At 68.9% G+C, this 12,569-nt stretch carries 9 protein-coding genes; 2 read left to right on the plus strand and 7 right to left on the minus strand.

The annotated features are described in order from the left end of the window. Positions 1–45 precede the first annotated feature (45 nt). Positions 46–1,062 carry an RNA polymerase sigma-70 factor gene (locus ACIBVN_RS25215; protein ID WP_397140228.1) on the minus strand — a complete coding sequence of 339 codons (1,017 nt, stop codon included), beginning with the start codon at positions 1,060–1,062 and terminating at the stop codon, positions 46–48. Beyond that, on the minus strand, positions 969–2,174 hold the full coding sequence (locus ACIBVN_RS25220; protein WP_397140230.1) for an NAD(P)/FAD-dependent oxidoreductase: 1,206 nt from the start codon (positions 2,172–2,174) through the stop codon (positions 969–971). The genes ACIBVN_RS25215 and ACIBVN_RS25220 overlap by 94 nt, the downstream gene beginning before the upstream one ends. A 159-nt stretch (positions 2,175–2,333) precedes the next feature. Here ACIBVN_RS25220 and ACIBVN_RS25225 point away from each other — a divergent pair, with 159 nt between their 5' ends. Further along, the gene (locus tag ACIBVN_RS25225) at positions 2,334–5,477 is read left to right on the plus strand and encodes a BTAD domain-containing putative transcriptional regulator (protein WP_397140232.1); all 3,144 of its coding nucleotides are present in this window, start codon (positions 2,334–2,336) and stop codon (positions 5,475–5,477) included. Positions 5,478–5,504: 27 nt separating this feature from the next. On the opposite strand, the gene ACIBVN_RS25230 is transcribed toward ACIBVN_RS25225, so the two are convergent. The 4 genes from ACIBVN_RS25230 to ACIBVN_RS25245 form a co-directional block, all read right to left on the minus strand. Beyond that, positions 5,505–6,047, minus strand: a complete 543-nt coding sequence (locus ACIBVN_RS25230; protein WP_397140234.1) for a type II toxin-antitoxin system RelE/ParE family toxin — start codon at positions 6,045–6,047, stop codon at positions 5,505–5,507. A 2-nt stretch (positions 6,048–6,049) separates the two neighbouring features. Continuing rightward, entirely contained in the window at positions 6,050–6,259 is a 210-nt protein-coding gene (locus ACIBVN_RS25235; protein ID WP_397140236.1) for a prevent-host-death family protein, read from the minus strand. Between the two features lie 74 nt (positions 6,260–6,333). Continuing rightward, positions 6,334–6,990: a DUF2306 domain-containing protein gene (locus tag ACIBVN_RS25240; RefSeq protein ID WP_397140238.1), complete on the minus strand. Its 657-nt coding sequence runs from the start codon at positions 6,988–6,990 to the stop codon at positions 6,334–6,336. A gap of 170 nt (positions 6,991–7,160) precedes the next feature. Next, a complete protein-coding gene (locus ACIBVN_RS25245; protein WP_397140240.1) occupies positions 7,161–8,093 on the minus strand; it encodes a GNAT family N-acetyltransferase in 933 nt (310 codons plus the stop codon). A gap of 154 nt (positions 8,094–8,247) precedes the next feature. Between ACIBVN_RS25245 and ACIBVN_RS25250 the strand changes: the two genes are divergently transcribed. Continuing rightward, positions 8,248–11,142 (plus strand): AfsR/SARP family transcriptional regulator, encoded by a 2,895-nt coding sequence (locus ACIBVN_RS25250; RefSeq protein ID WP_397140242.1) that lies wholly within the window; start codon positions 8,248–8,250, stop codon positions 11,140–11,142. Here the strand turns inward: ACIBVN_RS25250 and ACIBVN_RS25255 are convergent. After that, on the minus strand, positions 11,072–12,367 hold the full coding sequence (locus tag ACIBVN_RS25255) for a cytochrome P450 (protein ID WP_397140244.1): 1,296 nt from the start codon (positions 12,365–12,367) through the stop codon (positions 11,072–11,074). The genes ACIBVN_RS25250 and ACIBVN_RS25255 overlap by 71 nt on opposite strands. Between the last annotated feature and the right edge of the window lie 202 nt (positions 12,368–12,569).

Genomic DNA, 12,569 nt, shown 5'->3' on the forward strand with positions numbered 1-12,569 from the left:
CTATGGGTTTGGCACTGCCCACGATTGTTCAATTGCGGAGGACGATCACGAAGAAAGTGGGCCGATGTCGCGAGTGGTCCCGTCGGCGACGGCCTGGAGTTTGTCCGGGTTGGCCACATTGTGGATGGTGATGATGCGCCCGTCGGCGTCGAAATCGAAAGTGACAGTGGCGACCACGCGGCCCAGGCCGCTGAACACCATGCCGGGACCGCCGTTGATCTCGACCAGTTCGGCGTTCATGTCGGCGGGATCGACGCCCTGATAAGCGACCTTGCCGATCGCGGCGAACCAGGCGGCCACCGTCTGCGCGCCGACGACCGGACGCAGGGCCTGGCGGACCTTGCCGCCGCCGTCGGTCCACAGCGTGACGTCCGGGGACAGCAGTTCCATGAGGGTGTTGATGTCACCCCCGGTCGCGGCGGCGAGGAAGCGCTCGGTGGCATCGCGCTGGCGCGACCGGTCCGCGGCGAATCGCGGCCTGCGGGCCTGCACGTGCTCGCGAGCGCGGTGCGCGGCCTGGCGCACCGCGGCCTCGGAACGCTCCACCGCCTCCGCGATCTCGGCATGGCTGAAGTCGAAGACCTCTTTCAGCACGAACACCGCGCGCTCAAGCGGGCTCAGGGTCTCCAGCACCACCAGCATCGCCATCGACACCGACTCGGTGCTCGTGATGTCATCGGCGGTGTCGCCGCTGGTGAGGATGGGCTCGGGAAGCCACGGCCCCACATAGGTCTCGCGCTGGTGCTGGGTGGAGCGCAGGCGTTGCAGCGCCAGGTTCGACACGATCCGCGCCAGATAGGCCTTGGGGTCGGCCACCTGCGAGCGGTCGGCGGCCGACCATTTGATCCAGGCGTCCTGGACCGCGTCCTCGGCGTCGGCCACGGTGCCGAGGACGCGGTAGGCCACCGAGAACAGCAGGTTGCGATGCTGGTTGAACACCTGCTGGTCGTGGTCGGAGTACAGGTGGGTCACCGCACACCCCGGATGCGGGTGAAGCGGCCGCCGCGGGGCCAGAAGGCGCCCGAGGCCGGCATCTTCTTCATGCGGGCGTAGGTCGGCCAAGGGGAAGCAGTCACCGTCTCCTTATACCGTGCCGCCATGCGGCCGGTCAGATACACCCGTCGGGGGCTGTCGTCGGGGTGGGTGAACTGCACGACCGCATCGTGCCGTCCCAGGCTCACCGGCGTGTGGTAGTAGCCGAAGCGGAACGGCTTGGGCTGCTTGCCGTTCAGCGTGCGGAGGATCGACACCGCGGCGTGCACCCCGGTCGGCATGCCGCCCTGGCAGGTGCCGTGCATGACGCCGTAACCCTGGCGGATCGCGGCCGCGTCGCCCACGGCGTACACATCCGGGTGCGACACCGAACGCAGTGCGGCGTCGGTGACGACGCGCCCGCGCTCGTCGACGGTCAGACCGGCGGCGGCAGCCAGCGGCGACACCCGCGTACCGCTCGTCCACAGGACGACATCGGCGGCGAGGTTCTCCCCGCCCGCCAGCTCGACCGAGTCCGGCAGCACCTTCACCACCTCGATCCCGCTGCGCACCCGGACACCCAGACGGGCGAGCGTGGCCTGAAGATAGGCCCTCGGCTTGGGGCTCATGGCCGCACCGGGCTCCTGCCGGCCCAGCAGCACGACGTCCAGCTCCGGGTACTGCTCGGCGATCTCCGCGGCCGACTCGATGCCGGTCAGCCCGCTGCCGCCGACCACGACCGTGCCGCGGCCGAGCCGGGCCAGCCGGTCGGCCAGCAATTCGGCGTCCTGGGCACTGTTGAGGGTGTACGCGTGGTCCTCCACACCCGGCACCGCCGCCGTGTCGGCCACGCTGCCCAGGCCGTAGACCAGCGTGTCGTAGTGCAGCACCCGGTTGTCGTCGATCCGCACGATCTTCGCGGTCGCGTCCACCGCCGTCACCCAGCCGCGCACGAACCGCGCACCCGTGCCCGCCAGCAGCTCGGGGATGTTCATCTCGGCGACCTGCTGCCCGGTCGCCGACATGTGCAGCCGCAACCGCTCGGTGAACCGTTCCTGCGGGTTCACCAGGGTCACCTGCACGTCCTCGCGCCCCTTGACCCGGGCCGCGAGCTGGATCGCCGCCGCCATGCCCGCGTACCCCGCCCCCAGGATCAGAACGTGGTGCGTGGCCGCCGTGCCGGTTTCGTGGTGTGTGGTCATCGTTGTGCCTTTCTCCTCATGCGGACCACCACGAGATGCAAGTTGCTCGCCGGTTCGTGACATGGGACCGATGTGACGTGCGACACAGCGGCTTTTTACGGCGACGCTGCCCTGAGTCGGCGTCGCGGCTAGTCGCCATAGTTCGGCACAATTACCGATGTGCGAGTTGGATTGCTCGGGCCGTTCGAGGTCCGGAGCCCCGATGGGGCCGTGGTGGAGGTTCCTGGGATCCGGTTGCGGGCACTGCTCGCTGCACTCGCCCTCGAACCTGGCCGGATCGTCACGCGTGCGAGGCTGGTGGACTGGATCTGGGGGGAACAGCCGCCCGCGGACGAAGTGAATGCCTTGCAGGCGCTGGTCTCCAGGCTGCGCAGGGTGTTGCCGGACGGTGTGATCGAGGCCGATTCCGGCGGATACCGGCTGGCCGTGGCTCCTGATGCCGTGGACGTCAGCCGGTTCGAGCACCTGGTCGGTCAGGCTCGTGCCGCCGAGCCTGCGGCGCGGGCGGATCTGCTGCGCTCGGCCTTGGCATTGTGGCGCGGCACGGCCATGGCGGACCTCGCGCTGCAAGGCAGCGATGTGTTCGACGCCGCGGTCGCGCGTCTGGACGAACTCCACGTCGCCGTGCTCGGGGATCGGGTCGATGCCGACATTCGCCTCGGTCGTGGCTCGGAGCTGGTCTCCGAGCTGACCGAACTGGTCGCCACGTATCCGCTGCGGGAGGGTTTCGTGGCGGCGTTGATGCGGGCGCTCGCCGAGGCGGGGCGTGGGAATGAGGCGCTGACCGTGTACCAGCGGACGCGCGAGCGGCTCGCTGAGGAGTTGGGCGCCGATCCATCGGCCGAGCTCTCCGCGCTGCACACCGCGTTGCTCCGTGGCGAGCTGGGCGAGCGGGCGGAGAACCGCAGGACGAACCTGCGCGCCGAGCTGACAAGTTTCGTCGGCAAGGACGATGACATTGCCGCGGTCGCCGTTCTGTCCATCGGGCACCGGTTGGTCACCTTGACGGGGGCGGGTGGCGCCGGCAAGACAAGACTGGCCACGGAGACCGCGCGGACGATGCTCGCCGAGCTGCCGGACGGTGCCTGGCTGGTCGAACTGGCCTCGGTGCGGTCAGGCGGTGAGCTGGCGCAGGCCGCCCTTACCGCGATCGGCCTGCGCGACCAGGCAGTGCTCGGTGACGCGCGGGCCGGGGAGCCGATGGATCGGCTCATCACCGCGGTCCGGGAGCGCACGATGTTGCTGATCCTGGACAACTGCGAGCACATGATCGAGGAGGCCGCGGCTTTCGCGGATCAGCTTCTCGGGGAGTGCCGGAGGCTGCGGATCCTGGCCACGAGCAGGGAACCGCTCGGCATCACCGGGGAGGTGCTGTGGCAGGTGGAGCCACTCGCGCTGCCCGCGCAGGGAGCGGACCCCGCAGAGGTCGGGTCCTCGCCCGCGCTGCGGCTGCTGCGGGACCGCGCGAGTCTGGTGCGCAAGGACATCGGCTCCGACGCCGACACCTTGTCGGCCATGGTGCGGATCTGCCGGGCGCTCGACGGGATGCCGCTGGCGATCGAACTGGCCGCGGCACGGCTGCGTACCATGTCCATCGATCAGCTGGCACGCCGGCTCGATGACCGATTCCGGCTGTTGACCAGCGGCAGCCGTACGGCGCTTTCGCGGCACAAGACGCTGCGCGCGGTCGTGGACTGGAGCTGGGATCTGTTGACCGAGGCCGAACGTGGCGTGCTGCGGCGGCTCTCGGTGTTCTCCGGCGGGGCGAGCCTGGAAGCGGCCGAACGGGTGTGCGGGGACGAGGCATTCGCCGGCGAGCAGGTGCTCGACGTGCTGACCGCGTTGATCGAGAAGTCGCTGCTGGTCGCCGACGCCGAGGGCACGCCGCGCTACCGGATGCTCAACACCATCAGGGAGTACGCGGCGCACCGGCTCGCCGAAGCGGGAGAGAGCGAGCCGGCGCGCCGGGCGCACCTCGCGTACTTCACCGAGCTGGCCGAGACGGCCGAGCCGCACCTGCGCCGGGCCGAGCAACTGAAATGGCTGGCCACGCTCGAGGCCGAGCACGACAACATCAGTACGGCCCTGCGCGGGGCGATCGACGAGGGATGGGCCCAGGAGGCGATGCGGCTGGTCGGGGCCGCGGGCTGGTACTGGTACCTCAGCGGGCACAGGACCGAGGGCACCGAGATGAGCATCGCGGCGGCCTCGCTGCCCGGTGAAGTGTCCGATGAGGTGCGGGCGCTGGCGTACACCGTCGTGACAGTGTTCATGACCTCCGGGCCCGGCCGCGATCAGTATCAGGCGCAGGAATGGATTCACAAGGCGCACCGGTTCACCCAGCGCAGCGGGCGTCGCCACCCCATGCTCGGGTTCGTCGAGCTGTGGGAGCGGATGCTGCAGGAGCCGACGAATTTCCTGCCCGTGTTCGAGCCGCTCATCGCCGACGACGATCCCTGGGTGCGCGCGCAGGCCAGGCTCACTCGTGGCCGATTTCGGCTCACGCTCGGCGGCGACGAGACTGACGTGGACATCGACGCCGAAATCGCCCTTGCCGAGTTCCGCACACTGGGTGACCGGTGGGGGATCTCGTTGGGGCTCACCTTCCTGGCCGATCGGCTCGCCATGCGCGGCGAGTTCGCACGCGCGTGTGAGCACTACGAAGAGGCGGTCGCGGCGCTGACCGAGATAGGCTCGGCCGAGGACGTGATCGGCCTGCGGGCGCGGCAGGCTCAGCTCTACTGGCTGCTCGGCGATGAGCGATCCAGCACCTCCGCCATGGCCGATGCGCAGCGGTGCGCGAGCGGGATCACCTGGCCGGACACGCTTGCCGAGCTGGAGCTTTCGAAGGCGCGGCTGGCGCGCCGGCGCGGCGCGCCGGACCAGGCGCACCAGCACCTGGCCACGGTGCGGGCGATGCTGGACAACGAGGAAGTGGGCGAGCTCTCCCGCGCCCAGGCCATGGACCTGTACGGCTACCTCACCGAGGATCTGGACAAGTCCCGCGCGCATCGGAGCGAGGCGCTCAGCGCGGCTGCCGCGACGGCGTATCCGCCACTGATCGCCGAGGTGTTGATCGGGATCGCGGATCTCGCGCTGCGCCAGGGGCAGTACGAGCAGGCCGTGCGATTGCTCGCGGCGAGCGACGGCGTGCGCGGCACGCCGGACCGTTCGCAGCCGGACGCTTCCAGGATCGCCGCGGACACGCGTGATCGCCTCGGTGAAACCGTGTTCACCGAGGCGACCCATGCCGGTCGGCAGCGGGATTGGCGTGAGCTGGCAGAGATCACACTCGCTTCGTGAACGCCGCGCGCGCCCACAGGTAGCCGATCAACGTGAGCCCCAGGCACCACGCGACGGCCGCGTTGATCGGTACTCAGCCCACAAGTCGACAGCCTCTTGGAGATCAAGAGCGGCAACGTCCTCGCGGGCCATCCCCACCGTGTAGATCAACCGGTCCGCGAGCCAATCTGGAACCGGTTCCCTAGGGGGCGCCTTCTCCACCCGAATGCGATCAGCCAGCGTGCCAAGACGCTCGATCACCTGGCCGAGCTGGACAATCTCCGGACGGTCGGTACCCGCCTCACGAACTCTCACCGTCGCCTCAGCGTAGACTTCCGCGTCGGCCCGCTCGCCGACGGCCCACACCTCACAGATCTCCACCGACTTGTCGTCGGTGATGCGGTAGACGACACGCCAGGGGTTGCGACCGACCACAAGCTTCCGAAAACCGGTCAGTTCCCCACCGAGCGGGTAACCAGCCTCAGGGTTGTCCAACAGGAGAAGGATCTTCTTGAGCACCTTGGGCACCGCGTCCGGGCCAATGCGTCGGAGGTCATCGACCGCAGGCGCCGTAAAGACGACGTCGGACACGTCTACTCGTCGTCCGGGATGGCGGTCAGCGACTCGCGAGTGTGCCCGAAAGCGGCCAGTACCTCATCGAGCGAGACCCGCTCCCCCGTGTCCGTGACCGACCGAGCGAGCACAAGCGCCAGATCGCGCAGATCGGCCGCCGCCTCCTCCAACTCGTTGAGTCGGCGGATGCTGACCACAGCCGCCACCGGCTGGTGCCGACGGGTAACCACCAGATCGATCCCGGAGCCGGCACAGGCTCACATCTCACCGGTCGTCAGGCTCACGGGGCAGGACATTCCAGTGGTCAGCGCCACCGCCGGATGACCCATTCGGCCACCAGCAGATTGATCACCCACGCGGCACCCATCAGTAACGCCCTGGACAACTCGCCCGGCACCCCGAGGATGAGAATCCAGGGCAACTGGGTGAGCGCCTGCGTGCCGGCCCCCATGCCGATGGCATAACCCCGGACCATCCAGGCCCGATGCCGGACAACGTCCCGCCGCCGGATCGCGACGAAGCCGAGCACGATCGAGACGACCATCGCCGCACCGAACACGAGCCTGAAGCCGAGCAGGAGACCACCGTCCTCAGGACGGCCGTGGAAAAGCGCCATCCACATGCCCGTGAGCGCCGCGAGAAGCCCGCAGCCAACGAGCAGCCGCCCAGCCCTGCGATGCCAGCCGTTCCTGCGGCGCCGCAACCGAGGGACGAACTGAAAGGCCCCCAGGATGCTGTACGCACTGACGCAGAGAATGTGCAACGCCAGAGGCACAGGCGCCGCGAGCGCCGCAGTTGCCGGCATGATCACGGGACCGCCGGCCAGCTCGGTCATGCGCAGGCCGCCGGCGATCAAGGGAATGAGGCTGAGGGCGATCAACCCGGCAGGGACCCGCCACCCACCCCGCGCGCGTCCACGCGGCGAACGCGCGGATCGTACCGCCATGCTGTCATCGGTCATGTCCTGATGGTGACGACCGACGCCATGGAAGTTCTTCAGCCCAAGAGCCCGACCCGACTCGTCCGATCGACCACCGATCAGTCGTACTTTCGGCTGAAGATCGCTACGCGTGCAGGAATCTCGTGCTCTGATCCTCGCTGGGACAGCGCTCCGCTCCCGGCAGCAAATCCTCAGGACTGCAGGTCGTTGGAGAGGTTGATCCGGATCTCCGTGTTGCGGTATCCCGCGCGCAGGAACGCAGCTGCCATCGGCGCGTTGCCCACGTCGGTGGTGGCGGTGATGCGCGACTCTCCGTTGGCCGCGTGCATGCGGGTGATCTCGGCGAGCACCTCGTCCACGTATCCGCGCCCCCGGAACTCCGGAATCACCCCGAGATACCCCACATTCACGCTGTACGGCGTCGCCGGGGGGATCGCCATACCTGCCACCTCCCCCTCGGGCGTATAGGCGATCCGCCACCACTCCCGCTTGCCCGGCGCTCCGAGATAGAAGTCCATCTCTTCGCGCGCGGTCGCGTCCACGCCCTTGACCGCCAGGCTCGCCCGGGTGTGAGCATCCAGGCTGCCCTCGGCGATTCTCCTGAACACCACCAGGAACTCCTCGTCGGTCGCCTCTGCGAACCGCAGTACGCCGGCTGCCGGGGGCACCCCGTCGGCCGGCGCCCACTCGAACTGCAGCCGCTCCACCTCCCGGGTGAGGCCGGCCGCGTGTGCTGCCGCTCGCCGCCATTCCACGGCCGCCGAGATGGCCGGATCGTCACGCCAGCCGCCTGCCGCCTTGATCGCGTACTGCACCGGCCGCGGGAACACCGCCAGCGCGGCCCTGATCAGTTCGGCGGCGACCGCGGTGCGCTCGCCCACTGCGGGATCCACGTCGAGGCAGTCGAGCGCGACCGGGTACGCGCTGTCCCTCGGCCCCCACCACAGCGCCCGTCCCACGACCCGGTCGCCGACCTCGGCGATCCACGTCCACTCCGGCCGGTACATGTTCTCGGCCAGTTCTGCGAGGTAACGGTCGGCGGGGATCCAGCCGACGGGCTCCGTGACGACCCATGCGGTCACACGGTCGAGGTCTGCAGGGACGATCGCACGGTAGGAGATCACCTGGAGAGGTTAGCGAACCTTTTGTCCCACCCATGCAAGCTCACAGTTTTCCACCGAGGTCGGCCCCAAACGATGATCAAGTCTCGACTATCCTGACAAATGCCCTGGACCGATTTCCACACGTCCGGTTCGTCGGCTCAGCTGGAGGTCGCCTGTGAGTTCGGAAGGTCGAACGCGGGCCAGGTTCCGCCTGCTCGGGCCGGTGGAGCTGCAGACCGATACCGGGCACGTCGTCCTTACCGGCAAGCAGGGGGCGTTGCTGGCGATCCTGCTGCTGAGCGCCAACCGCGTGGTGTCGGTCCAACGGCTGGCGGAGTCGCTGTGGGGCGAGCCGCTGCCCAGTTCCCCTTCCTCTCGCGTCAGGATGCTGATCTCCGACCTCAGGAGGACGTGCATCGCCGCGGGAGACAACCTGATCCGTACGCAGCGGCCCGGGTACGTCGTGCGGCTGACGCCCGACCAGCTCGATCTGGCCAGGTTCCTCGACTGTGTTGCGCAAGCCCGCAAGGCGGCGGCCGGAGGTGACCCGGAGACCGCGGTGACCCGCTACGACGAGGCGTTGAGCCTTTGGCGCGGAGCACCGCTGGTGGGCATCGACGGCTCCTTCGTTCAGGCGGAGACGGCCAGGCTCGAGGAGCTACGGTTGGGAGCGGTGGAGGAGCGGGCCTCGGCCATGCTCGAGATGGGCAGATACGCCGAAGCCATCACCGAGCTCACCGCGGTCGTCGCGGATCATCCCCTGCGTGAGGCCGCACACGGTCAGCTCATGCTCGCGCTGCACCGGAGCGGCAGGCGTGCCGACGCTCTGGCGGTCTACCGGACACTACGGGAACGGATCAGCGAGGAATTGGGGCTGGAGCCCGAACGCGACCTGCAGCGGCTTCACCAGCGGATCCTCACCTCCGACACCATGCCAGAACCTCGGGGGACCGCGCTGGGATCCTCCGGCACCACTCCGAAACCGCCACGTCATCAGCCAGATCCTGTGGCCGCGCCGGTCCCCCGGCAGTTGCCTGCTCCGCCACCGCACTTCGTCGGCCGTGAACGAGAACACGCCGAGCTGGATCGCCTCGCCCGCGACCAGGCCAAGAACAGGGTGGCCATCGCCGCCATCAGCGGCACCGGGGGAATGGGGAAGACCTCGCTGGCCCTGCGCTGGGCGCACGACAACATCGAGCTCTTCCCCGACGGCCAGCTCTACGTCAACCTCCACGGATTCGACCCGAGCAGCGGCCCGCTGCCGGCCCATGTGGCGCTGCGCCATTTTCTCGGATCTCTCGGTGTCCCGGCGGCGGCCATCCCTGCCGGGGAGGAGGCCCAGGCCGGGCTCTACCGGTCGCTGGTCGCTGGCCGCCGCCTGCTCGTCGTCCTTGACAACGCCCGCGACGTGGAACAGGTCGAGCCGCTGCTCCCCGGCAGCCCCGGCTGCGTCGTGGTGATCACCAGCCGCAACAGCCTCCCGGGCCTGAACGCCACCCACGGTGCGAGCCTGATCGGTCTGGACGCTCTCACGCGCGCCGAGACCCGCCGCCTGCTCGGCCGCCACCTGGGCGAACCGAGGATCGACGCGGATCCTGACAGCGCGGCCGTCCTCGTGGAGCACAGCGACGGCCTCCCCTTGGCGATCAGCGTGCTCACCGCACGCGCCGCCATGCACCCCGGCTTTCCCCTGTCGGTCCTCGCCGAGGAGTTGCGCAGTCCCGCCACCCGCCTCGACGCCCTGCAGGCCGGCGACCTGAGCACGGACCTCCGGGCCACGTTCACCTCCTCGTACGAGGCCCTCCACCCCGCCGCCGCCCGGCTGTTCGCGCTTGTGGGGCTGGCGCCGTGGCCGGACATCAGCCTGCGGTCGGCCGCCGCGCTCGCCGGCCTGCCCGCCTCCCGTACCAGGGTGTTGCTGCAGGACCTCGAAGCCGCCAACCTGATCAATCAGCACCGTCCCGGGCGGTACCGCACGCATGATCTGGTCCGCCTCTACGCCGCCGAACGCGCCGAGTCCGATCGGCCCGATCACGAGCGGGCGGAGGCGCTGACCCGCCTGGTCGACTCCTACGTGCGCACCGCGTGTGCCGGCGACCGGCTGCTGTACCCCAACCGTCCATTCGCCGCGCGGATCTCCGCCGAGCCCGTGCAGGAAGAGTTCGAAGACGCCGCGTCGGCCTGGGGCTGGTTCGAGGACGAGCAGTCCAGCCTCATCGCCGTACAGCGGCTGGCCATGAAGCTGGGCATGGACGCGGCCGCCTGGCGGCTGGCGTGGGCGATGGACACGTACCACAAGCGGTGCCAGCACGAGGTGCGCATCGAATCCTGGCAGACGGCCTTGGCCGCCGCCGAGCGACTGGGAAACCCGAGCACCCGGGCCTTCGCCCATTGGTATCTGGGGTACGCCTACGCGCAGGCCTCCCGCGCCGGCGACGGCCTGGAGCATCTGCTGCTCGCGTTCAGGCTGTTCGAGCAGGAGGAAGACCTCACCGGACAGGCGCACACCAGCCACACCCTCGGGTTCGCCTGGCTCGCGCGCGGCGAACCCGAGCGCGCGCTCCCTCATGTGGAGAACGCCCTGCGCCTCCAGCGGGAACTCCGGGACCCCCTCTGGGAGGCCAACGCGCTCAGCGCCGCCGGCTGGTGCCACGCTCAACTCGGCCATTACCCGAAGGCGCGATCGTACTGCGAGCAGGCTCTGGAACTTTTCCAGAAGTACGAGGACTTGAACGGCGAATCCGCCACACTCGACAGCCTCGGCTACATCGCTCACTGGGCCCGCCAACACGACCAGGCGCTCGGCTACTACGGCCGATGCCTCGAACTACGCGAGAGACTCGGCAACGCCTACCAGGGCGCCGACACCCTCGTTCGCATCGGCGATGTCCACCACGAAACGGGCCGGCCCACCGCCGCCCGCGACGCCTGGCAGCGAGCGCTTGATCTCTATCACAAACAACATCGTGCGGCCGAGGCCGAGAACGTCCAGGAGAAGATCAGACGCCTTGCCGTACGGTCTTCCGCTCCAAACGGACCCTCAGATCCCGCGGCACCAGCAGACCACTGAAATCGGGCACGATCGGCGCGTCCTGCACCCGAGTCATCGTCATGTCGCTGACCAGCCAGGACGTCGCCAACATCAGCTGCATCATGCCGAGCTGCGTCCCCACGCACACCCTCGGCCCGGCGCCGAAAGGCAGGTAGGTATGCCTTACGGGCGCGGCACGAGGCTCCAGCCACCGTTCGGGCACCAGCTGCTCCGGGTCGGACCACCAGCGTGGATCGCGATGCAGCCGATACAGGCTGAACAGCACCTGATCCCCCGTCTTGAGGCGCCATCCGTCGAGCTCGGTCTCTCGGCGTACGGTCCTTCCGATGAGCCAGGTCGGCGGCCACAGCCTGAGCACCTCCTTGATGAACGCCTCGGTGTACGGCAGATCCCCCATGACCGGGACGTCGCCGGCCGAAGCGGCCTCGGCCTCCAGCCGGGCCAGCACGTCCGGCCGCGCACTGAGCTCGTACACGATCCAGGTGAGCGCGGCGGCCGGGACGCCCAGCGCGGCCAGCATGATCCCGCGCAGGAACCGCTCGATCTGCAGGTCGGACAGCTGCCGGTCTCCCGAGGCGAGCAACACACCGAGGAGATCCTGAGCGGAGAAGTCTCCGGCCATGCGGCGGCGGCGCACGATGTCGGCCATGAGCGCCAGGAGCCGTTTGCGGGAGCGGGCGAAGCGCCGCACCTTGCGCGACGGCCACCACGGAGGGAGTTGCAGCGAGTCGCGTGACAGGGGATCTATGGCCGCGACGTTCTCGGCCAACGTCTCCGGCACCCCCTCCGCATCGGTGCTCAGGCAGAAGTCGGCGGTCGCCCGGCCGAAGAAATCGGCCATGGTGGCGAGCACGTCCATCTCCCCGGCATCGACGGTCTTGAGGAAGACCTCACGCAACCGCTCGGCGTGCGCCTGCGCCACTCTCCTGTGCAGACCCTGCCAGCCTGCCCGGCGGGTCGTGGTCCACAACTCGGCATCGGCCGCCATCCGCTCAGTGTCCGTGCTTCCTGCCAGCGGCGAGTTCTCGGCCAGGAAGTCCTTGTTGGTCCTGGAGAGCAACGCATGCACCTGATCCGGTGAGGACACCACGATGGTGCGGGCGTCGAACGAGAAGACGTCCCCGTATTCACGGTGACACCGTTCCAGAAAACCATTCCTGTCCCGGTCGTACTCCTCGGCGTTGCCGAACAACCAGTGCCCTCGGGGCCCGGGGGGCCGCTCCGAACCAGCTGCATGCGTCACTCGTCGGCCCTCGGATCGTTAGTTGAAGAAGTTCCAGTAGGTGTACATGCCTCCCATGCGGACCCGGCCCAGGACCCGGACGGCTGCGTGTCGGATGTGCTTCATGCGTAACCTCCGTAACGCGACTGACGTCACTGACCACGATCGATCACCGGGCGCATGATCTCCGCATGAATTCCGCCTGCCCCGCTTGGCTGGTCGA

Origin of the sequence: Nonomuraea sp. NPDC049400, from assembly GCF_044466425.1 — a bacterium.
Lineage (GTDB): Bacteria > Actinomycetota > Actinomycetes > Streptosporangiales > Streptosporangiaceae > Nonomuraea.